At 43.9% G+C, this 21864-nt stretch carries 21 protein-coding genes and 1 other RNA gene; 13 read left to right on the forward strand and 9 right to left on the reverse strand.

The features are described from left to right. Positions 1–2: 2 nt before the first annotated feature. Together ubiH and ACFI6G_RS10695 are read right to left on the reverse strand one after the other, a co-directional pair. Positions 3–1181: a 2-octaprenyl-6-methoxyphenyl hydroxylase gene (ubiH, locus tag ACFI6G_RS10690; protein ID WP_010435721.1), complete on the reverse strand. Its 1179-nt coding sequence runs from the start codon at positions 1179–1181 to the stop codon at positions 3–5. A gap of 24 nt (positions 1182–1205) precedes the next feature. Beyond that, positions 1206–1781: a YecA/YgfB family protein gene (locus ACFI6G_RS10695; RefSeq protein ID WP_010435718.1), complete on the reverse strand. Its 576-nt coding sequence runs from the start codon at positions 1779–1781 to the stop codon at positions 1206–1208. Positions 1782–2090: 309 nt separating this feature from the next. Here ACFI6G_RS10695 and zapA point away from each other — a divergent pair, with 309 nt between their 5' ends. The 5 genes from zapA (at position 2091) to serA (ending at position 5450) form a co-directional block, all read left to right on the forward strand. Next, on the forward strand, positions 2091–2399 hold the full coding sequence (gene zapA, locus ACFI6G_RS10700; RefSeq protein ID WP_004735366.1) for a cell division protein ZapA: 309 nt from the start codon (positions 2091–2093) through the stop codon (positions 2397–2399). A gap of 11 nt (positions 2400–2410) precedes the next feature. Beyond that, positions 2411–2594, forward strand: a non-coding RNA gene (gene ssrS, locus ACFI6G_RS10705) — 6S RNA. A gap of 6 nt (positions 2595–2600) precedes the next feature. Continuing rightward, positions 2601–3200: a 5-formyltetrahydrofolate cyclo-ligase gene (locus ACFI6G_RS10710; protein WP_016768182.1), complete on the forward strand. Its 600-nt coding sequence runs from the start codon at positions 2601–2603 to the stop codon at positions 3198–3200. A 102-nt stretch (positions 3201–3302) separates the two neighbouring features. Then, positions 3303–3959, forward strand: a complete 657-nt coding sequence (rpiA, locus tag ACFI6G_RS10715; RefSeq protein WP_009847664.1) for a ribose-5-phosphate isomerase RpiA — start codon at positions 3303–3305, stop codon at positions 3957–3959. Positions 3960–4220: 261 nt separating this feature from the next. Beyond that, the gene (gene serA / locus ACFI6G_RS10720; RefSeq protein WP_010435707.1) at positions 4221–5450 is read left to right on the forward strand and encodes a phosphoglycerate dehydrogenase; all 1230 of its coding nucleotides are present in this window, start codon (positions 4221–4223) and stop codon (positions 5448–5450) included. Positions 5451–5569: 119 nt separating this feature from the next. On the opposite strand, the gene ACFI6G_RS10725 is transcribed toward serA, so the two are convergent. Both ACFI6G_RS10725 and ACFI6G_RS10730 read right to left on the reverse strand, forming a co-directional pair. Further along, positions 5570–6283, reverse strand: a complete 714-nt coding sequence (locus ACFI6G_RS10725) for an oxidative stress defense protein (RefSeq protein WP_016798247.1) — start codon at positions 6281–6283, stop codon at positions 5570–5572. 110 nt (positions 6284–6393) lie between these two features. Then, complete coding sequence (locus tag ACFI6G_RS10730) at positions 6394–7290, reverse strand: LysR family transcriptional regulator ArgP (RefSeq protein WP_010435702.1); 897 nt, start codon at positions 7288–7290, stop codon at positions 6394–6396. 142 nt (positions 7291–7432) lie between these two features. On the opposite strand from ACFI6G_RS10730, the gene ACFI6G_RS10735 reads away from it, so the two are divergent. Beyond that, positions 7433–8062 (forward strand): LysE/ArgO family amino acid transporter, encoded by a 630-nt coding sequence (locus ACFI6G_RS10735; protein ID WP_462710270.1) that lies wholly within the window; start codon positions 7433–7435, stop codon positions 8060–8062. Positions 8063–8161: 99 nt separating this feature from the next. Here ACFI6G_RS10735 and mscS read toward each other — a convergent pair whose 3' ends face one another. The 5 genes from mscS to tkt all read right to left on the reverse strand — a co-directional run bounded on the left by mscS (position 8162) and on the right by tkt (position 15225). After that, positions 8162–9028 carry a small-conductance mechanosensitive channel MscS gene (mscS, locus tag ACFI6G_RS10740; RefSeq protein WP_010435697.1) on the reverse strand — a complete coding sequence of 289 codons (867 nt, stop codon included), beginning with the start codon at positions 9026–9028 and terminating at the stop codon, positions 8162–8164. A 376-nt stretch (positions 9029–9404) separates the two neighbouring features. Then, a complete protein-coding gene (gene fbaA, locus ACFI6G_RS10745; protein WP_010435694.1) occupies positions 9405–10481 on the reverse strand; it encodes a class II fructose-bisphosphate aldolase in 1077 nt (358 codons plus the stop codon). Between the two features lie 155 nt (positions 10482–10636). After that, complete coding sequence (locus tag ACFI6G_RS10750; RefSeq protein WP_010435691.1) at positions 10637–11800, reverse strand: phosphoglycerate kinase; 1164 nt, start codon at positions 11798–11800, stop codon at positions 10637–10639. 166 nt (positions 11801–11966) lie between these two features. After that, positions 11967–13016: an erythrose-4-phosphate dehydrogenase gene (epd, locus tag ACFI6G_RS10755; protein WP_462710271.1), complete on the reverse strand. Its 1050-nt coding sequence runs from the start codon at positions 13014–13016 to the stop codon at positions 11967–11969. 214 nt (positions 13017–13230) lie between these two features. Next, entirely contained in the window at positions 13231–15225 is a 1995-nt protein-coding gene (tkt, locus tag ACFI6G_RS10760) for a transketolase (protein WP_010435685.1), read from the reverse strand. 389 nt (positions 15226–15614) lie between these two features. Between tkt and metK the strand changes: the two genes are divergently transcribed. The 7 genes from metK (at position 15615) to ACFI6G_RS10795 (ending at position 21860) form a co-directional block, all read left to right on the forward strand. Continuing rightward, entirely contained in the window at positions 15615–16769 is a 1155-nt protein-coding gene (gene metK / locus ACFI6G_RS10765; RefSeq protein WP_010435682.1) for a methionine adenosyltransferase, read from the forward strand. A gap of 369 nt (positions 16770–17138) precedes the next feature. Next, positions 17139–17936 (forward strand): DUF2189 domain-containing protein, encoded by a 798-nt coding sequence (locus tag ACFI6G_RS10770; protein ID WP_010435681.1) that lies wholly within the window; start codon positions 17139–17141, stop codon positions 17934–17936. Between the two features lie 79 nt (positions 17937–18015). Further along, on the forward strand, positions 18016–18516 hold the full coding sequence (locus tag ACFI6G_RS10775; RefSeq protein WP_010435678.1) for a SprT family zinc-dependent metalloprotease: 501 nt from the start codon (positions 18016–18018) through the stop codon (positions 18514–18516). Positions 18517–18612: 96 nt separating this feature from the next. Further along, positions 18613–19344: an endonuclease gene (locus ACFI6G_RS10780; RefSeq protein WP_010435675.1), complete on the forward strand. Its 732-nt coding sequence runs from the start codon at positions 18613–18615 to the stop codon at positions 19342–19344. Between the two features lie 144 nt (positions 19345–19488). Then, complete coding sequence (rsmE, locus tag ACFI6G_RS10785) at positions 19489–20220, forward strand: 16S rRNA (uracil(1498)-N(3))-methyltransferase (RefSeq protein ID WP_010435671.1); 732 nt, start codon at positions 19489–19491, stop codon at positions 20218–20220. Positions 20221–20229: 9 nt separating this feature from the next. Further along, positions 20230–21180 (forward strand): glutathione synthase, encoded by a 951-nt coding sequence (gene gshB, locus ACFI6G_RS10790; RefSeq protein WP_462710272.1) that lies wholly within the window; start codon positions 20230–20232, stop codon positions 21178–21180. A gap of 116 nt (positions 21181–21296) precedes the next feature. Beyond that, positions 21297–21860, forward strand: coding sequence for a YqgE/AlgH family protein (locus ACFI6G_RS10795; protein ID WP_010435668.1), 564 nt, complete (start codon positions 21297–21299; stop codon positions 21858–21860). Positions 21861–21864 lie beyond the last annotated feature (4 nt).

The raw sequence follows: 21864 nt of genomic DNA on the forward strand, positions 1-21864 counted from the left end.
CCTTATCTTTCTACTAGGCCAAGCGTATGACGCAAAAGTGGACCTTTAAGAGGTGGGAGGTTATCGATGACAGCTAACCCAAGATTTCGCCCAATACGAGCAGTCAAAAAATCGTTTGAAAACAGGTGGACTAGGCTTGATGTCAGCGTTATCGTGGTATCTCTGTCTTGTTCTCTACGCTTTCTAAAGTTAACAAGACCGGTATAACGACCCACGTCATCCAATTGAGAACACAGCTCTTCAGCTAATGAAGCGACGTCACGAATACCGAGGTTAAAACCTTGCCCGGCAATCGGGTGAAGAGTTTGAGCTGCATTACCTATAATCGCGAATCGATGAGAAATATTTTGTTGGCGGTGGCGAAGAATCAATGGGTAGTTAGCACGCTTGCCTACCTTCTTTAATCGGCCAAGTCGCCAACCAAAGTCATTCTGCAACTGCTCAAGAAATTCGTCATCGTTTAAAGCCATAACTTGATGTGCTTGTTCCGGTGACAAACACCAAACCAGCGACAAACGGTTGTCATTCATCGGTAATAGAGCGACGGGCCCATGATGAGTAAAACGCTCAAATGCTCGACCTTGATGGGGTTCACTCGCCACAATATTAGCAATCACAGCGACTTGCTCAAAGTCATGTTCACTCAATGGTATATTCAGTTGCTGGCAACAGGTTGAGATAGCACCATCAGCAGCAACCAATAATTTGGTTGTGACTGTCTTTCCACTTGTCAGTTCAATGGTAGTTAGTGCTTCATCACGTACCACGTTACTGACAGACTCAGGGCAAAGCATCGTAATTGTGGCTTCTGATTCAAGCTTTTGCTGATAGATTCGCCCCACATCCGCCAATTCAACCACATAGCCAAGTGCATCTACCGCAAGCTCTTCACTGTAGATATCTGTCATTCCGGCATGACTTCGATCCGATACGTGAATATCTTTAATCGGAGTCGCAACCGGAGCAATAGCTTGCCACAAGTGCAAAGAATCGAGGATCTGTACCGTGCCATAAGACAAAGCAATCGAACGAGAATCAAACCCTGGATGAGCTTGATGGTTAACCTGATAAGGCTCCACTACCGCAATCGACAAGGAACCTTGACTTAATTGGTTCAGAGCAAGAGCTAACGTAGCCCCTGCCATTGCACCACCAGCAATTACAACATCATACTGAGCCATCATAACCTCAAACCGACAAACGGATTAATGAATGGTTGGAGCCACATCTTCAGATGGGCGAGCACCGAATTCAGCATGAATTGTCAATGCACACGCTTTTACGTGCTCAATAACATGCTCTAGCAACTGTGCTTGCTCTTCTAGATCATCTTCTTCGTCGATACCGAGCTTTGCCATCTCTTCAAGATCAGCTAATGCTTCTTTAGTACCGTCAGACGCTTTGTTTAATTGAGCGCCAACCAGACCTAAACCAGAAATAAAGTGGTTAATCCAGTCAGAAACGCCATCCGCCAAATCAAACAAGCTTGCACTTGCATCTTCATCAGGCAGCAACATAGATAGTTCCATACCTGAACCTGTGATTTCACTGGTCGTTACTTTTAGTGTCGCTTCCGCTAATGTCAAAGCACGATCTGGCCATCCCATACCTTCGTTGGTGTAATCAAAGATAAGTGGTTGCCAGCTTTTATCTGTTAGGTTTAAGCCTCCGCTCAACATACCCGTTAATAAACCATGCATCTCAGCAGGGGTTACGGCTAGACTTGCCGATTGAAGTTCAGTCGCAACCGTTAGGTAGTCAGGTAAAGTAGTTTCGCTCATCAGATAGCTCGCTCAGTTATTCTTTATATCGATAGTTTAATCGTACCACTTCACCCCAATTCTGGTAAGCATCGATCCTGAGCAATTGAAGGATGACTGACTACCAATTGTTCAATTTGCTGAATTACTGTGTGCTCAAGCTCTCATTTACAAACAGTCACTCTGAAAAGCTTGAATCTTAATAGCGGTTTACCTATAGTTTCTCCCTCAGAGGAGATTGCTTCCTCATCGGTACTTGCACTTTTTCTTTTAAAAAAAATGATAAAGAGCAGCAGCCTTAAAAATAGCGCGTTAAAGAGTTCATCCATCATGAGTAATCAAGCGGTAGACGTTGAAATATTAGGAAAACTGACTCGAGTGAATTGTCCCCCAGGGCAAGAAGAGTCATTGATTGCAGCGGCGGCCGATCTTGATAATCGATTGAAAGAGATGGCTGAACGTACTAAGGTAACCAATGAAGTGAAGCTGCTAACGATTGCAGCTCTGAATATTTGCTACGAATTACAAACCAAGAAGTTTGAAGCAAATGACGAACAAAACGCACTGACCGAGCGAATGGAACAGCTCACGACATCACTTTCAGATGTTCTCAGTAAAGTTAAGCACGGACAGCAATAGCGTACACAAAATTTACCCTGGAGTGTTTGTCAGAGGATTCACGTCCCCGAGCCGATAAGCAATCCCTAAGGGTTAGTACTTGAGTGCTATTGAGCATGCTCGGCCTGACCGAGAAGCCTACGGTAATCATTGCTGATCCGCCTTGAACTCGCTGGTTCAAGGGCCATCTATTCTCAACGGCACTTTGGGGTATCCCTTCTTATGAAGACGCTCACACGCAGCGAATTTCGCAAACAGATCCGTATCAAACGCAATGCCTTATCTGGCGAACAACAAACTCAATCCGGTATCGACTTAGTAAAGCAATGTTCTCAACTCAATGAGATTCAGTCAGCTCAACATATTGCCCTCTATATCTCCATTGATGGCGAACTCGATACTCAGCCTTTAGTCGAATGGTTATGGGCGCAAGGTAAGCAAACTTATTTACCAGTATTACACCCCTTCTCTGCCGGACATCTTCTGTTCCTGCACTACTCGCCAACCACACCCACTGTGTTGAATAAATACGGCATTGTCGAACCTCAGCTCAATCAATTGCTCGTTAAGCCGTGCCAACAACTAGACCTTATTCTTACGCCCCTTGTCGGCTTTGACTCCCATGGCCATCGCCTAGGTATGGGCGGCGGATATTACGATCGCACCTTGGCGAAGTGGTTCGAGACAGGGGAAGGCGCAACTCCCATTGGTTTAGCTCATGATTGCCAGTATGTTGATACCCTACCGATTGAAGAATGGGACATTCCGTTACCTAAAATCGTGACTCCGAGTAAAACTTGGCAATGGGAAAACAACCATTAAAGCGCTATAATCGCGCCGCAAACGTTAACCTCGATATATAAACGTTAACTTCAATACGCGAACGATTAATTCAAAGCGCAAGACCTTATTCAGGAGAATGGCATGACTCAAGATGAAATGAAAAAAGCAGCTGGCTGGGCAGCACTTCAATATGTTGAAGAAGGCAGCATTGTCGGCGTAGGTACTGGCTCTACAGTAAATCACTTCATCGACGCACTTGGCACAATGAAAGATAAAATCAAAGGTGCGGTTTCAAGCTCTGTAGCCTCTACTGAAAAATTAGAAGCACTAGAAATCAAAGTTTTTGAGTGCAACGACGTGTTCAAACTAGACATCTATGTCGACGGCGCAGATGAGATTAACGGTTCACGTGACATGATCAAAGGCGGCGGCGCTGCACTGACCCGTGAAAAAATCGTAGCGGCGATCTCTGATAAGTTTATTTGTATTGTTGACGGTACTAAAGCCGTTGATGTATTGGGTAAATTCCCACTGCCTGTTGAAGTTATCCCGATGGCACGTTCATACGTTGCACGTGAACTAGTAAAACTTGGTGGTGACCCAGTTTACCGCGAAGGCTGCACAACCGATAACGGCAATGTGATCTTAGATGTTTACGGCATGGCCATCGAAAATCCAAAACAACTGGAAGATATCATCAATGGTATCGCAGGTGTGGTGACGGTTGGTCTTTTTGCTCACCGTGGTGCTGATGTGGTAATCACTGGCACACCTGAAGGTGCAAAAATCGAAGAATAAATAATAGAAAATTGAGTTTTTCTGTTACTTCATTACATACGGTGCCCAAGGGCGCCGTTTTTTTTGCTTTCTGTCTGTAAAATTATGTCTTATTCCGTAATTTTCTTACCCAAAACATTTTTTTTTTGTTACTTTATTGTTCAGAAGACGCACAGGGAAAACGTTTGTCTCCTGACAAAGTGGTGAATTTGTTCCCCTTTCAGCCATTTTGTAGCACGTGCGCCGCATTTGCCCAACCTTTCCATTTTAAGGACGAGAACAATGGCCAAAGTTTCACTGGAAAAAGAAAAGATTAAAATTCTACTTCTGGAAGGTCTTCACCCTTCTTCTGTAGAAGTACTGCAAGCCGCTGGTTACACAAATATTGAGTACCATAAAGGCTCGCTACCTGAAGATGAACTTCTTGAAGCAGTTAAAGATGCTCATTTCATTGGTATCCGTTCTCGCACAAACATCTCCCAAGAAGTGATTGATGCCGCTGAAAAGCTAGTTGCAGTCGGTTGTTTCTGTATTGGTACTAACCAAGTCAATCTTCAAGCGGCAGCAAAACGCGGTATTCCTGTTTTCAATGCACCGTTCTCAAACACTCGAAGCGTGGCTGAGCTGGTTCTTGGCCAGGTTCTACTACTATTACGTGGTATTCCTGAAAAGAACGCACTTGCTCACCGCGGCATTTGGAAAAAGAGTGCCGATAACTCAAACGAAGCTCGTGGTAAGCGTCTCGGTATTATTGGTTACGGCCACATTGGTACTCAGCTGGGGATTATTGCGGAAAACCTTGGCATGCGCGTTTACTTTTACGATATTGAAAACAAACTATCTCTAGGTAACGCAACTCAAGTCCATACCATGACTGAATTGCTGAATAAGTGTGACGTGATCTCTTTACACGTACCTGAAACCAATGAAACGAAGAACATGATGGGTAAAGAAGAGTTCGAGCGCATGAAGCCTGGCTCTATCTTTATCAATGCAGCACGCGGTACTGTAGTCGATATTCCGGCTCTGTGTGGCGCTCTAGATTCTGGTCACCTTTCAGGTGCAGCAATTGATGTATTCCCAACAGAACCAAAAACCAATGCCGACCCATTTGAGTCGCCATTGATGCAATTCGATAACGTGATTCTTACTCCTCATGTAGGTGGTTCAACACAAGAAGCACAAGAGAATATCGGTGTAGAAGTTGCAGGTAAGTTAGCTAAATACTCAGATAACGGTTCAACACTATCAAGCGTTAACTTCCCAGAGGTATCATTGCCACTGCATACAGGTACTTCTCGCCTACTTCACATTCACGAAAATCGCCCAGGAATCCTAACTCAAATTAATACCATCTTCGCTGAAGAAGGGATTAACATCGCAGGTCAGTACTTACAGACTGCAGCAGATATGGGTTATGTGGTTATTGATGTAGAAGCAAACCGTTCAGAAGAAGCACTGCTTAAGTTGAAAGAAATTGAAGGCACAATCCGCGCTCGTTTACTTCACTAATCATCGAATTAGATCTTAAGTAACAACAAAAAGGCTCTCACAATGAGAGCCTTTTTAGTATTTAGTCTACCGTAGGTAAATAGATCATGATGATCTAACGACTCTTTGAAGTACGCTCACTACTCTTCTAGTTGGTAGATCACATTCACTCGGTCACGAATGGTGATCGTCGAATCTTCATAAGAATTCGACTCGGTTCTTGCATCCATCGCCATTGAACGCATCAATACAGGCTGAGAAGATTGTGCGTTGTAATCTACGCGCCAAACGTCACCTAACTCTCGTTCAAAACCGCTCGCTAATGATTTGGCTTTTGATCTTGCATCTTTGATTGCTTCTAAACGCGCTTGCTCTTGATACTTAGCTTGGTCACGAACTTGAAGCTGGATGTTATCGATCTGGTTAATGCCCTGCCCAATAGCAATATCCATATACTCATTGAGATTTGCTAACTCATTCACTTGAACTGTCACATTACGTGAAGCTCTATAGCCCACCAATTCAGGCTTACCATCTTTAGGGTAATGGTACTGAGGCGATAAATAGAGGTTCGAGCTGTGCACACTCGCCTCATCTACACCAGCTTGATGCAGCTTGTTAAGAAAACCAGTCACCACTTTATCAACGGTATTTTTAGCCTGTTCAGCAGTCATCGTCGATTCTACGACTCTCACGGAAAATGTCGCCATATCTGGTGTTGCGATCACTTCACCGTAGCCCGTCGTTGAGATATGCGGAAAAGATGGTGAGTTAGCCAATGATGGAAAACTCACAGTACTCAACGCAGCAGTAAGAGTAAGAGACGTTGCTAACATCTTTGGTACAAACTTCATTAGGTAGACCTATGCTGAACAAATGTTCTTTTATCATAGAGCAATTTGTCACATAACCAATCCCACGGCAGGACTTCTAACACAACTTTGACGCTGCAAAAACCAACAGCTTACTGAGGTAAGTGATTGTGGGTATAGCTTAATATCGCTTGAGATATCTCTTTTAATACCCCGCTCTCTAGTTGCCAATGGTGCCAATAGATTCGATAAGACAACAAGAAGCCGGGAGTAATATCAATCAAAGCACCAGATTCCAACTCCTCAATAATTTGCAATCGAGGGATCAAGCAGTAAGCGACACCCGACAACGCCAAGCGAACAAATGCTTCTGAACTACCAACCGTATGGTTTATCACACTGTCTCTCGGCACATTAAAATGATCATGCAAAAACTTCTTATGTAGATCATCGTATTGATCATAAGAAACAGCCGGAGCTTTACTGAGCGTTACGTAATTTACACCCTCAGAAAAATAGCGTTCATGGAAATCCGGACTAGATACACACACATAATCCATCCTACCCAGATAGTCTGCACTGCAGCCCGGAATCGCTTGGGACTCTAAACTGATCGCCCCTGCAACCTCACCGCTTTTAATCTTCTCAATGGTTCTCGATTCACCATGAATCGCAAGATTCAATTCAACCTGACGCGACGTCATTACATCCGATAATGCTGGTAACAACCAAGTTGCTAAGCTATCAGCGTTGGTTGCGATAGAGATCGATAATGGTTGAGAACCCTCTTCATTCATTAGCTCAGGTACAAGCTCATGCTCTAGTAAGCGAACTCGACGATATAAACCCAAAAGCTTTTTACCTGCCGGTGTCGGCCTTGGTGGATTTTCTCTCACTAAAGCCGGCTGTGCTATCCACTTTTCGAGCTGCTTGATACGCTGTGACACCGCTGATTGAGAAATATATAACTGCTCAGCGGCCCTTTCGAAACTGCGTTGTTTTACCACAGCATCGAGTGCTTCTATCCACTTATAGTCCAACCCACGCATCAACTTGCTTCCTTTTTAACCTAATCATCCTTTACATTAGCAACTCTAATAATAGATTAAAATCATTAATTATACTTATTCAAAGGGTCAGAGTATCTTCGCCATATAGCACATAAATATCGTTAAATAAGTGGAGGTTAAAATGAATTTTTGGGTTTTATTACAAGGTTTTGGTCTAGGGGTGAGCATGATCATCCCTATTGGCGCTCAAAATGCGTACGTCCTAAATCAAGGGATAAAGCGCAATCATCATTTAACGACAGCGACAATTTGTAGCCTGCTCGATACCTTATTTATCTCATTGGGTATTTTTGGCGGAGGAGCGATCCTTTCGCAAAATGAATTGTTGTTAACCTCTGTCACTTTGGGTGGTATTACCTTTCTAACGGTCTATGGGTTGTTATCACTACGTAGTGCATTTAGAACACGTACAAGTAATGAATCAAAGGGTGAGATACTGGCTCGTGGCAAGCGTACCGTTGTTTTAGGTGCGTTAGCGGTGACCGTGTTAAACCCGCACCTCTACTTGGATACCGTAGTGATTCTAGGTTCAATCGGTGGGCAATTTGAAGGTAATGACAGAATTGCGTTTGCTATGGGGACGATCTTGGCTTCATTCGTGTGGTTTTACTCATTGTCACTAGGCGCTGCAAAATTAGGCCCAACGCTATCTAAACCGAATGTTAAGAAAGGCATCGATATCGCAGTAGCGGCTATGATGTTTGCTATTGCGTTTGTACTTGCCAACGGACTAGTTGAACAATACGTGTAACCTGATTTCAAAACAAAACGTAGCCCACAAAAAAGGCGGATAACTTAAGTTATCCGCCTTTCTTTATAAAAGCTTATCGCTATAAAAACGAACTAGAGATTAAGCTTCTACTTTATTCATGTGTACATCCATTTGCGGGAATGGAATTTCGATGCCTTCATTATCCAAGCCTTCTTTGATTGCTTGCATCAGGTCGAAATAAACACTCCAGTAGTCAGCCGTGCTAACCCATGGACGAACTACGAAATTAACTGAAGAATCAGCAAGTGTATGAACACCAACTTGAACGCCAGGTTCTTTTAGTACACGCTCATCAGATTCACAGATCTTAGTCAGTAGCGCTTTTGTCTTCTGAAGATCAGCGTTGTAAGAAACACCAATCATTAGATCAATACGTCGCGTCGCATGACGAGAGTAGTTTGTGATTGGACTACCGATAACACTGCCGTTAGGTACTACAACCATTTTGTTGTCTGGCGTTGTTAGGATTGTTTGGAAGATTTGAATAGAATCAACCGAGCCTGCTACACCACCAATCTCTACATAGTCACCTGACTTGAATGGACGGAATGCAACAATAAGTACACCGGCAGCAAAATTAGATAGCGAACCTTGTAGTGCAAGACCTACCGCTAAACCAGCAGCACCAATAACAGCGACCACAGATGCAGTTTGAACACCTAGACGACCAAGTGCAGCAATAAGAACAATAACAAACAACAAGTAACGAACTAAACCGTGGATAAACTCCACAACAGCTCGGTCCATTTTCTTCTTCTCAAGAACCTTGGACACGCTATTCGCTATTGCTTTAACGATGATGTTACCGATAAATAAAATTATCAGTGCAGAAATGATATTTACGCCATATTGGATAAATAGGTCTGAATTATTTGTTAACCACTGCTCAGCGTGAGACAAGCCGTCCACAAGTGGGGTTTCAATTGCTGTCGAACTATCAGCCATAATGTGCATCCTCTATATAATATGCTATGGGCTAAACTGCCTTAAGCCAAACTTACTCTACGATAACGAAAAAGATTAACCTCTGTTAAGTCATTGTGTTAAAAGTAAATTAAAGCCAAGTCCTTTTTATAAACTGAACCAAGTTCAGTTTTTCGGCACGATATCCTATCTTTGACAGATTGCAAAGTCATATTTATGTAAGCTTTTGAATTAATAAAACTTACTAATAAACACAAATACCGATAACTAAAAGACTACGAAATTTATTCACCGTAGGCTAGGTTTTTCACATATTTAATACAAGTTTTTATCAGACATAAAAAAACCCGCTCTATGAGCGGGTTTTAAAAACTTAAAGAGTACTTAATTCAAAGAATTATAGTACGTCTACAGCGTTAAGGTCAGCAAATGCTTTCTCTAGACGAGCAACCATTGAAGCTTGACCAGCACGTAGCCATACGCGTGGATCGTAGTACTTCTTGTTTGGAGCAGCTTCGCCAGTTGGGTTACCAATTTGACCTTGTAGGAAGTCGAAGTTGTCAGCAGAGTACTGACGGATACCATCCCAAGTTGCCCACTGTGTATCAGTATCGATGTTCATTTTGATAACACCGTAGCCGATAGACTCTTGGATTTCTGCTTCAGAAGAACCAGAACCACCGTGGAATACGAAGTTTAGAGCGTTAGGTGCAATACCGAACTTCTCTGCACAGTATGCTTGAGAGTCACGTAGGATAGTTGGAGTAAGTACAACGTTACCAGCTTGGTAAACACCGTGTACGTTACCGAAAGAAGCAGCGATAGTGAAACGTGGGCTAACAGCCATTAGTTTCTCGTATGCGTATGCTACGTCTTCTGGAGAAGTGTAAAGCTCAGATGCGTCCATATCAGAGTTATCAACGCCGTCTTCTTCACCACCAGTACAACCAAGTTCGATCTCGATTGTCATGTTCATTTTAGCCATGCGCTCTAGGTACTTAGCACATGTTTCGATGTTCTCTTCTAGAGACTCTTCAGAAAGGTCTAGCATGTGAGAAGAGAATAGAGGCTTACCAGTTTGTGCGAAGAACTCTTCACCAGCGTCTAGTAGACCGTCGATCCATGGAAGAAGTTTCTTAGCAGCGTGGTCAGTGTGCAGGATAACTGGAACACCGTAAGCTTCAGCTACAGCGTGTACATATTTTGCACCAGCTACAGCGCCAAGAACTTGTGCGCCTTGACCTTCAAGTTTAACGCCTTTACCTGCGAAGAATGCAGCGCCACCGTTAGAGAACTGAACAACTACTGGAGCTTTAACTTTAGCAGCTGCTTCTAGTACTGCGTTTACAGAGTCAGTACCAACAACGTTTACAGCAGGAAGAGCAAATTTGTTTTCTTTTGCTACTTCAAATACTTTCTGTACGTCATCGCCAGAAATCACACCAGGTTTTACAAAATCGAAGATCTTAGACATGGAAATAGTCCTATTTATTCTATCGTTTTAAGATTAAAAAACTTAAGTTCAAAAACTTGCAATCGTTTGCTCACAACTTGTGCCATTCTAGCAAAAAAGTGTGATATGCCGCAAACGTTAAAAGGCGAGATTCACATCTCGCCTTTCTGAATCAATTATGCTTTAGCACGCTCTTCAAGCATTGCTACTGCAGGAAGTACTTTACCTTCAACGAACTCAAGGAAAGCGCCACCACCAGTAGAGATGTAAGAAACGTCAGCTTTGATACCGAACTTGTCGATAGCTGCTAGCGTGTCACCACCACCGGCTACAGAGAAACCTGCAGATTCAGCGATTGCTTTAGAGATACCAGCAGTACCCGCTTCGAAGTTCTTAAATTCGAATACGCCTACAGGGCCGTTCCAAAGGATAGTTTTTGCATTGCCGATGATTTCAGCAAGAGCAGCCGTTGAATCTGGACCAAGGTCGAAAATCATGTCGTCGTCTTGAACTTCAGAAACGTGCTTGATTTCAGCTTCAGCGTTTTCATCGAAAGCTTTAGCACATGCAACGTCAGTTGCTACTGGAATAGCACACTCTTTCATTAGCTTCTTAGCTGTCTCAACTAGGTCTGCTTCGTATAGAGACTTACCTACGTTGTGGCCTTCAGCAGCGATGAACGTGTTCGCGATACCACCACCAACAACAAGTTGGTCAGCAATTTTAGAAAGAGACTCTAGAACCGTTAGTTTAGTAGAAACTTTAGAACCACCAACGATAGCAACTAGTGGACGAGCCGGGTTGTCCATTGCTTTGCCAAGAGCTTCAAGTTCAGCAGCTAGAAGAGGACCAGCACATGCTACAGGTGCATAAGTACCAACACCGTGAGTAGAAGCTTGTGCACGGTGAGCTGTACCGAATGCATCCATTACAAAGATGTCACATAGTGCAGCGTACTGCTTAGAAAGTGCTTCTTCGTTTTTCTTCTCGCCTTTGTTAAAGCGAACGTTTTCAAGAACAACTAGTTCACCAGCGTTTAGCTCTAGGCCGTTAACGTAATCTTTCGCTAGCTTAACTTCGCAGTCTAGTGCGTCGTTTAGGTAGTTAACTACAGGTGCTAGAGAGAACTCTTCGTTGTATTCGCCTTCAGTAGGACGACCAAGGTGAGAAGTAACCATAACTTTTGCGCCAGCTTCTAGGCAAAGTTTGATAGTTGGTAGAGATGCAAGGATACGTGCATCTGAAGTTACTTTACCGTCTTTTACTGGTACGTTTAGGTCAGCACGAATAAATACGCGTTTACCTGCAAGTTCCAGGTCAGTCATCTTGATCACAGACATGTTTTGTCCTCTCAAATTTAAATAAATATAAAGTTTTGGAAACTCAGCAACCCTGCTAAGCCTATAAATTATTCAACTGGTAATTCTTTAACTACTCATAATATGTGGATACTTTGTATTTATTTCAAGCTAAAAAATAAATAATCCGCACATTTGCTTCTAGGTCTTACTTCTTGCTTTCAGAAGCTTGCATTGCAAGAACCGTATCCAGCATTCGGTTCGCAAAGCCCCATTCATTGTCACACCACACCAGCATTTTCACTAGGTGGCCGTTGCTCACTCGCGTTTGTGAACCATCAACAATTGCGCTATGGGGATCGTGATTAAAGTCGATGGAAACGAGCGGCGCTTCAGTATAGTCAACTATATTGTGTAATGTACACTGGGACGCATTAACAATGGTTTGATTTACGTCATTAACTTTCACATTTGTATTAATTGTGACACTTAAATCCATCGCAGTTACGTTTACCGTAGGCACACGCACAGATATCGCTTCGAACTTGTTAGAAAATTTCGGGAAGATCCTTTCAATACCTTTGTGCAATTTGGTATCAACAGGAATGATGGATTGGCTTGCAGCTCGAGTACGGCGAAGGTCGCTATGATATGCATCGATCACTTGTTGATCATTCATTGAAGAGTGAATAGTCGTGATGGTCCCAGACTCAATACCAAAAGCGTCATCAAGTACCTTGATGATAGGGACAATACAGTTAGTCGTGCATGAACCGTTGGAAACAATTCGATGGTCAGCTGTGATAGTGTCGTGATTCACACCGTAAATAATGGTGTTATCAAGGTCATTCGCACCAGGATGTGAAAATAGAACTTTTTTAGCCCCTGCAGCGATGTGCGCTAGGCCATCATCTCTACAACCGTAGACGCCAGTACAATCGAGAACAATATCCACCTCAAGGTCACGCCAAGGCAGCAGTTCAATATCAGCAAGATGTAAGATACGAATAGTATCAAACTCGCCTTTATCTTCTGCACCAATACCATGGTGGATATAGATGTGCTCTTGATCGTTGGAGATCTTCTTACCAAAGCGACCGTGACTGGTGTCGTATTGTAATAAGTGAGCCATAGCGTCAGGCTGAGCAAGCTCATTGACAGCTACCACTTTGATTTGTTGGCTTTTGCCACTTTCATAGACAGCGCGCAATACATTACGCCCTATTCGTCCAAATCCATTTATCGCGACTTTTAGCATAGTTCCGTACATCTAACCAAAATTTCGTGCAACAGATGATAACTGAATCCTACCCAAAAGGCATTACTTGAATACCTCAGTCTACTTAGGACAGGTTGATCTGCTACTTATAAAGATGAGTCTAGGAGAAAACAAATCCCAGATACAAAAAACCGAGCTCAGCGCTCGGTTTTTTCCTTCATTTAACTGTTAGCACAAGGCCATCAGTCAATGATTAAGCAAGAAGCTCTTTCGCTGTGTTTACTACATTTTCAGTAGTGAAACCGAACATCTTGAATAGCTCACCCGCTGGTGCAGATTCGCCGAACGTTGTCATACCGATGATCTTGCCACCGAAACCAACGTACTTGTACCAGAAGTCAGCGATGCCAGCTTCTACAGCGATACGTGCAGTTACGTCAGATGGAAGTACAGATTCGCGGTATTCAGCGTCTTGCTTATCGAATGCGTCAGTTGCAGGCATAGAGACTACGCGTACTGCTTTACCTTCAGCTGTTAGTTGTGCTGCTGCTTCAACAGCAAGCTCAACTTCAGAACCTGTAGCAATGATGATTAGCTCTGGCTTACCAGCACAATCTTTCAGGATGTAACCACCCTTAGCGATATTAGCTACTTGCTCTGCGTTACGATCTTGTTGTGCAAGGTTCTGACGAGAGAAGATTAAAGATGAAGGACCATCTTTACGCTCAATAGCCAGTTTCCAAGCAACTGCTGATTCAACTTGGTCACATGGACGCCATGTGCTCATATTTGGAGTCAGACGTAGAGAAGCGATCTGCTCAACCGGTTGGTGAGTCGGGCCATCTTCGCCAAGACCGATAGAATCGTGCGTGTAAACTTGGATGTTCTGAACTTTCATCAGAGCAGCCATACGCATTGCGTTACGCGCGTATTCCATGAACATTAGGAACGTTGCACCGTATGGTACGAAACCACCGTGCAGAGCGATACCGTTCATGATAGCCGTCATACCGAACTCACGTACACCGTAGTGGATGTAGTTACCAGAGAAGTCAGTTGCTTCAAGAGACTTAGAACCAGACCACATAGTTAGGTTAGAAGGCGCAAGGTCAGCAGAGCCGCCCATGAATTCAGGTAGCATCGCACCGAACGCTTCTAGTGCATTTTGAGACGCTTTACGTGAAGCGATGTTAGCTGGGTTAGCTTGAAGGTCAGCAATGATTGCGTTTGCTTTCTCTTCCCACTCAGCTGGAAGTTCGCCGTTAGTACGACGTTTGAATTCTGCTGCTAGCTCTGGGTAAGCCGCTGCGTATGCGTCAAACTTAGCATTCCACGCTGCTTCTTTCGCTGCGCCTGCTTCTTTCGCATTCCACTCAGCTGCGATATCTGCTGGGATTTCGAAAGGACCGTGTTCCCAACCAAGCGCTGCTTTAGTTGCTGTGATTTCATCTGCACCTAGTGGAGCACCGTGACAGTCGTGCGTACCCGCTTTGTTTGGAGAACCAAAACCGATGATAGTTTTAGTACAGATAAGTGTTGGACGAGGATCTGCTTTAGCCGCTTCAATTGCAGCATTGATAGCGTCAGCATCGTGACCATCAACAGCAGGGATTACATGCCAACCGTAAGCTTCAAAACGCTTAGGTGTATCGTCAGAGAACCAACCTTCAACTTCGCCATCAATAGAGATGCCGTTGTCATCCCAGAAAGCAACCAACTTACCAAGGCCTAGCGTACCCGCTAGAGAACATGCTTCGTGAGAGATACCTTCCATCAGACAACCATCACCCATGAATGCATAAGTGTAGTGGTCTACGATGTCGTGGCCTTCTTTGTTGAACTGTGCAGCCAGTGCTTTCTCAGCCATTGCCATACCAACAGCATTAGTGATGCCTTGACCTAGAGGGCCTGTCGTTGTTTCGATACCAGGAGCGTAACCGTACTCAGGGTGACCAGGCGTCTTAGAGTGCAGCTGACGGAAGTTCTTAAGGTCTTCAATTGAGAGCTCGTAACCTGCCAGATGAAGCAGAGAGTAAATCAACATTGAACCATGCCCGTTAGACAAGATAAAACGGTCGCGGTCAGCCCACTCTGGGTTTCCTGGGTTGTGGTTCAAGTGACCACGCCAAAGAACTTCAGCGATGTCAGCCATACCCATAGGTGCGCCAGGGTGGCCTGAATTTGCTTGTTGAACGCCATCCATGCTAAGTGCGCGAATTGCATTGGCTAGATCTTTACGAGAAGGCATGTCTGCTCCTGAGTACATAAGCGATTTAAAAAAGAGATTAATGCTAAAATTTTCATTCTTATTAGCGCGGGTATTCTCTCAAACGACTTTAGCGACTGCAAACGTTTTACTGGCATTTTAACAGTCATTTTTCGCAATTTTCGAACATTTACATCGCTTGGCAATGGCTTATCCCGACCGATACGCAAACGTTTAGTTATGACATATCATAAAAAAGAGCTTGTAATTCGACCGCTGGAATTTAGAATAGCCGTCTAGATGTAGAAACACCTACAAAATATACTGTATTTAATGGCAGCGCTTGCTAGCTTGCGATGCCTAAAATTATTTGCATTTAACTGTTTGCAACTAAAAACTAATTGCAACTAAAAACTAAAAGTGGAGCTCTCATGGCTAAGCACCTATTCACTTCTGAATCTGTTTCAGAAGGCCATCCAGATAAAATTGCAGACCAAATCTCTGATGCTGTTCTTGATGCCATCTTGGAACAAGATCCAAAAGCACGTGTTGCTTGTGAGACTTACGTAAAAACCGGCATGGTTATGGTTGGCGGTGAAGTAACAACGTCTGCATGGGTTGATATCGAAGAAATCACTCGTGAAACAGTACGTGAAATTGGTTACGTTCATTCTGATATGGGCTTTGACGCTGACTCTTGTGCCGTTCTAAACACAATTGGTAAGCAGTCTCCAGACATCAACCAAGGTGTCGATAAAGCAGACCCTAAAGAGCAAGGCGCTGGCGACCAAGGCATCATGTTTGGTTACGCGACTAACGAAACACCAATCCTAATGCCAGCTCCAATTACTTACTCTCATCTTCTTGTTAAGAAGCAAGCTGAAGTACGTAAGAGCGGCAAACTTGACTTCCTTCGCCCAGATGCGAAATCTCAAGTAACATTCCAGTACGACCAAGGTAAGATTGTTGGTATTGATGCTGTTGTTCTTTCTACTCAACACTGTGATTCAGTAACAACTCCGGATCTACGTGAAGCGGTAATGGAAGAGATCATCAAGCCAGTACTTCCTGCTGAATGGATCAACAAAGACACTAACTTCTTCATCAACCCAACAGGCCGTTTCGTAATCGGTGGCCCAATGGGTGACTGTGGTTTAACAGGTCGTAAGATCATTGTTGATACCTACGGCGGCGCAGCTCGCCACGGTGGCGGTGCATTCTCTGGTAAAGATCCATCGAAAGTTGACCGTTCTGCAGCTTACGCAGCGCGTTACGTTGCGAAAAACATCGTTGCTGCTGGTATGGCTGATCGTTGTGAGATTCAACTGTCTTACGCTATCGGTGTTGCAGATCCAACATCTATCATGGTTGAAACGTTTGGTACTGAGAAAGTCGCTCACGAAATCATTATTGAAGCGGTTCGTCAAAACTTCGACCTACGTCCATACGGTCTTCAAGAAATGCTGAACCTTCTTCAACCTATCTACAAGCAGACAGCTGCATACGGCCACTTCGGTCGTGAAGAGTTCCCTTGGGAAGCGACTGACAAAGCAGCAATCCTTGCCGACTTCGCCGGTCTAAAATAATTTAGCCACTGCGATTTGTTTCTTTAAAGCCCTTACTTGTTAGTAAGGGCTTTATTTTTATGTACTTATCTAACCCTTACTCTGCGTAACTCGCTCTACCTGCCTCCTTTACCGTTAACCACTTAGTATAAAAAGCCATTGATAATTTGTGTTTTCTAGTACTAATGACAATAGTTAAGGTAACTCCTAGCAGATCAAGCTCACATTTAACCCCAATGCAGTTAAGCCTAATATCAATAGTTAAGTGAACGCTAGAACAATAACTAGGACGATAACGAGCACTTTAGCTCAATCCCATAATGCTCATTTAAGCCACAATATTGAGCTCTATGGAATTATAACTAGGACGTTATTTAACTAGGGGGATCTATGCCTCGTACCGCGCACCCATCCGAACTGAACGATAAAAAACACAAGGTCAGCGATCAGGATTATGCTCGCACCATTCCTTGCAACCAAATCAGTATTTCTGCACCCTTTCATTGGTTGTCGCTTGCTCTGCATGACTTAGTGAGAATGCCATTAATCAGCGCGTTTTACGGGCTGTGCTTTATGGCTGCGGCAATCGCCATTGTTCAACTTGTCCAGTGGCAAGGAACGCACTTGGTCGTGATGCCAAGTTTGATCGTGTACATGTTGATAGGGCCATTTCTTGCTCTGGGCTTGTATGACGCTGCTTGGGAAAGAGAAAAAGGGCACAACGCTAGTCTATTGCACTCGATGAAAGCCATCACGCGTAATTCTACCCATCAATGGGCCTTTGCGATTGTATTAATGGTCGCGATGATATTCTGGATGCGTATCGCTGCGTTATTGCACGCACTCTACCCTTCAGTACAAGGCGCGCCATTGACCGAATTTGCTCCCTTTTTAATCACGGGTTCTGTGATTGGTTTTGTTATCGCAAGCCTAATATTCAGTATTTCTGCCTTTTCAATTCCATTGATGATGGAGAGACGTGTTGATGTCATGAGCGCTATTTTCACTAGCTTTAATGCCGTGAAATCGAACATCCCTGCAATGGTCGTGTGGGCGAGTATTATTTGTACCGGTATTCTGGTGGGCTTTGCAACCTACGGAATCGGAATGATCGTCACCATGCCGCTACTTGGCTATGGTACATGGCATGCTTATCATGAAATCATCAAAAAGAAACATCACGTATAAATCGTAGAGAGATCGACGAGCAGTGTTATTATGAGGCCTTAGCGTTAATGCTGAGGCCTTTTATTTGGAGTTAACTCGCTTGTCATACACCCCGCAACAACATCGAGCCAATAAGAAATTGGCGGAATGCTTAACCACCGCTAACCAACATTTCTCACGTGTATTTCCATGCCCGCTCATCACTTACAAGTTAAGAGGTAAGGCAGCAGGAAAAGCCTACTTGCAGCTGAATGAAATTAAGCTCAACCAAATACTTTTTACAGAAAATGAAGAAGCCTTTATCAACGAAGTGATCCCTCATGAAGTCGCACACCTGATCACACATCAAGTCTTTGGACGCGTTAGACCGCACGGCAATGAATGGAAGTACGTAATGGAAAAGGTATTTAACGTACCAGCCAAAACCACTCACAGCTTTGAAATCACCTCAGTACAAGGGAAAACCTTTGAGTACCAATGTGAGTGCACCACTTACCCGTTATCCATAAGGCGACACAATAAAGTACTTCGAAACCAATCGACCTACCGTTGCCAACTGTGCCAGCAAACCTTAGCTTTTACGGGGACTCAACTAAGCTAGTTAGGGGTTGATTAACTCAATAGAATAAATCTAATAGAGAGATCTAACATTTGAGTGCTAGACTGATGTTTATCATACTTTTATCAGTCTTTTTCTATGCAAAAAATCACCTTCAAAGCATTTGGCCTACCTGTGTCTTTTTACTTAACGATAGTATTTGGCCTACTGGTAACCCAAAGTGTTTTCGCGGCACCACCGAGCTCATTTTCCAAAGCCAAAAAAGAAGCAGTGAAGATTTATCTCGACCACCCGACCTCATTTTATTGTGGCTGTGACATTACTTGGAAGGACAAAAAGAAAGGTATTCCCGACCTTGATGGTTGTGGTTATCAAGTCAGAAAACAACAAAAGCGAGCGAGTAGAATTGAGTGGGAACATGTGGTCCCAGCTTGGCAGTTCGGCCACCAGCGTCAATGCTGGCAAGACGGCGGACGTAAGAACTGCACTCGAAATGACAAGATATTCAAATCGATGGAAGCCGATCTTCATAACCTGACACCTGCCATTGGCGAGGTTAACGGTGATCGATCCAATTACAATTTCAGTCAGTGGAATGGAATGGATGGCGTGAGCTATGGTCAGTGTGAAATGCAGGTCAACTTCAAACAGCGCAAAGTTATGCCACCGGACCGAGCAAAAGGATCTATCGCGCGAACTTATCTTTATATGAGCCAAGAATACGGTTTTAAACTATCTAAGCAGCAAACGAACCTGATGATGGCATGGAACAAGCAATTTCCCGTAAATAAATGGGAATGTACTCGTGATGAGCGAATCTATGCTATCCAAGGTAATCACAACCCATTTGTCTACCCTGCTTGTAACTAACTTCTACCACACAATCACCTCGAACAAACAAGAGTTTCAAAATTGCCTCTGAAACTCTTGCCCTACCCTTGTTTTTTCGACTAAAAGCATCCATGTTAGGCAGAGATAAAATACCCAAATGAACATATTTATAGGTTTACCAGCATGAGAATCCCTCGTATCCATCACCCAGAACGCATTCATCAGTTAGGTTCACTCGCTTTAGGCGAAGATGCCGCGGGTCATGTTGGTCGAGTCCTTCGCATGAAAGAAGGCCAAGAAGTGCTTCTATTTGATGGCAGCGGCGCTGAATTTCCAGCAACCATTGCAGAAGTATCAAAGAAGAATGTCACAGTTAATGTTACTGAACGTATCGAGCGTAGCAGCGAATCTCCGTTAGACTTGCATTTAGGCCAAGTGATTTCACGTGGTGATAAAATGGAGTTTACGATTCAGAAATCGGTTGAGCTTGGTGTCAACACCATTACCCCACTGATTTCAGAGCGCTGTGGCGTTAAGCTTGATACTAAACGCTTCGAGAAAAAGCTCGCGCAGTGGCAAAAGATTGCTATCGCAGCATGTGAACAATCAGGCCGTAATACGGTTCCAGTTATTCGCCCAATCATGCAACTTGAAGAGTGGTGCAGCGAACCGAGCGAAGCGTTAAAACTAAACCTGCATCCTCGTGCAAAATACTCAATCAATACCCTTCCAGAGCCGATCAGTAAGGTGCGCCTATTGATCGGTCCTGAAGGCGGACTGTCAGCTGAAGAAATCGGTATGACAGAACAATACAAATTTGAAGAGACGCTACTCGGCCCACGTGTACTTCGTACCGAGACAGCAGCTCTAACCGCAATTACTGCCTTACAAGTCCGTTTTGGCGATCTAGGCTAGGAGAAAAAAATGATCAAACTTGGCATCGTAATGGATCCAATTTCATCCATTAACATCAAAAAAGACTCTAGCTTTGCCATGATGCTTGAAGCTCAGCGTCGTGGTTACGAAATCCATTACATGGAAATGGATGATCTACATTTAGATCAAGGCGTAGCCATTGCTGACACTAAGGTTGTTGAACTAAAAGAAGATCCAAACGGCTGGTACGAATTCAAATCAGAACAGACTATCGCTCTCTCTGATTTAGATGCAGTACTGATGCGTAAAGATCCTCCGTTTGATACAGAATACATCTACGCAACTTACATTCTTGAGCGTGCTGAAGAGAACGGCGCACTGATCGTCAACAAGCCACAAAGCTTACGTGACTGTAACGAGAAGCTATTCACGGCTTGGTTCCCTGAACTGACACCAACCACTATCGTGACTCGTAAAGCTGAAAAAATTAAAGCATTCCGAGAAGAGCACGGTGACGTGATCTTAAAGCCACTTGATGGCATGGGTGGCGCGTCTATCTTCCGAGTAAAAGAGGGCGATCCAAACGTATCAGTGATCATTGAAACACTGACTAACCACGGTCAAAATTACGCTATGGCACAAACCTTTGTTCCAGACATCAGCAATGGTGACAAGCGTATTCTTGTGGTTGACGGTGAACCAATGCCTTACTGTCTAGCGCGTATTCCTGCAAAAGGGGAAACTCGAGGTAATCTTGCTGCTGGTGGTACAGGTGAAGCTCGCCCGCTGAGTGAAACAGACTGGGCTATCGCAAGAGCAGTTGCTCCTGCACTTAAAGAGAAAGGCTTAATCTTTGTCGGACTTGATGTTATCGGCGACAAGCTGACTGAAATTAACGTGACAAGCCCTACTTGTATCCGTGAAATTGAAGCTGCTTTTGATGTTTCGGTAACGGGTAAATTAATGGATGCAATCGAGCGTCGCGTTAACGCTAAATAGCCTAAACTAAAGAAAGCCTTAGCTATTCGAAAACACAAAAATATCTAGGCAAAGAACAATGAGCGGCTTTACGCCGCTCTTTTTCCTTTACTGGGAACACACTGGCAGGAGGCTCTATGAATTTAACGAACCACTTTCTGGTCGCTATGCCCGGAATGAAAGATCCATATTTTCAAAATTCGGTGATCTACCTTTGTGAGCACAATGACGAAGGTGCGATGGGCTTGATGATCAACGCCCCTATCGATGTCACTGTCGGCAGCATGCTTAAGCAAGTTGAGGTTGATTCTGAACAGCCGAAACCCAACCAAGCAAGCCTTGATAAGCCAGTACTTAATGGTGGGCCAGTCGCAGAAGACCGAGGGTTTATTTTGCACAAACCCAAAGGCAGTTATCAATCCAGCATCAACATGACGGATCAAATCTCGGTAACAACCTCAAAAGATATCTTGATGGTGTTGGGGACAGAAGATGAGCCGATGAATTATCTAGTCGCACTTGGTTATGCAGGATGGGAACCAGGACAACTGGAAACCGAACTGACTGAAAACTCATGGCTAACCGTTGAAGCCGATCCAAAGGTTATCTTCGATACGCCAATTTCAGAACGCTGGAAAGTTGCCGTGCAGATGTTAGGCATTAATGCAGCTCAGCTTTCAGCAGACGCTGGTCATGCTTAGCCCA

This window comes from Vibrio sp. PSi01 (assembly GCF_054960695.1).

What these genes read in the sequence shown, in the direction of transcription:
- ubiH (WP_010435721.1), bottom strand. Translation starts at nt 1,181, where the DNA reads ATGGCTCAGTATGATGTTGTAATTGCTGGTGGTGCAATGGCAGGGGCT.
- ACFI6G_RS10695 (WP_010435718.1), bottom strand. Translation starts at nt 1,781, where the DNA reads ATGAGCGAAACTACTTTACCTGACTACCTAACGGTTGCGACTGAACTT.
- zapA (WP_004735366.1), top strand. Translation starts at nt 2,091, where the DNA reads ATGAGTAATCAAGCGGTAGACGTTGAAATATTAGGAAAACTGACTCGA.
- ACFI6G_RS10710 (WP_016768182.1), top strand. Translation starts at nt 2,601, where the DNA reads ATGAAGACGCTCACACGCAGCGAATTTCGCAAACAGATCCGTATCAAA.
- rpiA (WP_009847664.1), top strand. Translation starts at nt 3,303, where the DNA reads ATGACTCAAGATGAAATGAAAAAAGCAGCTGGCTGGGCAGCACTTCAA.
- serA (WP_010435707.1), top strand. Translation starts at nt 4,221, where the DNA reads ATGGCCAAAGTTTCACTGGAAAAAGAAAAGATTAAAATTCTACTTCTG.
- ACFI6G_RS10725 (WP_016798247.1), bottom strand. Translation starts at nt 6,283, where the DNA reads ATGAAGTTTGTACCAAAGATGTTAGCAACGTCTCTTACTCTTACTGCT.
- ACFI6G_RS10730 (WP_010435702.1), bottom strand. Translation starts at nt 7,290, where the DNA reads ATGCGTGGGTTGGACTATAAGTGGATAGAAGCACTCGATGCTGTGGTA.
- ACFI6G_RS10735 (WP_462710270.1), top strand. Translation starts at nt 7,433, where the DNA reads ATGAATTTTTGGGTTTTATTACAAGGTTTTGGTCTAGGGGTGAGCATG.
- mscS (WP_010435697.1), bottom strand. Translation starts at nt 9,028, where the DNA reads ATGGCTGATAGTTCGACAGCAATTGAAACCCCACTTGTGGACGGCTTG.
- fbaA (WP_010435694.1), bottom strand. Translation starts at nt 10,481, where the DNA reads ATGTCTAAGATCTTCGATTTTGTAAAACCTGGTGTGATTTCTGGCGAT.
- ACFI6G_RS10750 (WP_010435691.1), bottom strand. Translation starts at nt 11,800, where the DNA reads ATGTCTGTGATCAAGATGACTGACCTGGAACTTGCAGGTAAACGCGTA.
- epd (WP_462710271.1), bottom strand. Translation starts at nt 13,016, where the DNA reads ATGCTAAAAGTCGCGATAAATGGATTTGGACGAATAGGGCGTAATGTA.
- tkt (WP_010435685.1), bottom strand. Translation starts at nt 15,225, where the DNA reads ATGCCTTCTCGTAAAGATCTAGCCAATGCAATTCGCGCACTTAGCATG.
- metK (WP_010435682.1), top strand. Translation starts at nt 15,615, where the DNA reads ATGGCTAAGCACCTATTCACTTCTGAATCTGTTTCAGAAGGCCATCCA.
- ACFI6G_RS10770 (WP_010435681.1), top strand. Translation starts at nt 17,139, where the DNA reads ATGCCTCGTACCGCGCACCCATCCGAACTGAACGATAAAAAACACAAG.
- ACFI6G_RS10780 (WP_010435675.1), top strand. Translation starts at nt 18,613, where the DNA reads ATGCAAAAAATCACCTTCAAAGCATTTGGCCTACCTGTGTCTTTTTAC.
- rsmE (WP_010435671.1), top strand. Translation starts at nt 19,489, where the DNA reads ATGAGAATCCCTCGTATCCATCACCCAGAACGCATTCATCAGTTAGGT.
- gshB (WP_462710272.1), top strand. Translation starts at nt 20,230, where the DNA reads ATGATCAAACTTGGCATCGTAATGGATCCAATTTCATCCATTAACATC.
- ACFI6G_RS10795 (WP_010435668.1), top strand. Translation starts at nt 21,297, where the DNA reads ATGAATTTAACGAACCACTTTCTGGTCGCTATGCCCGGAATGAAAGAT.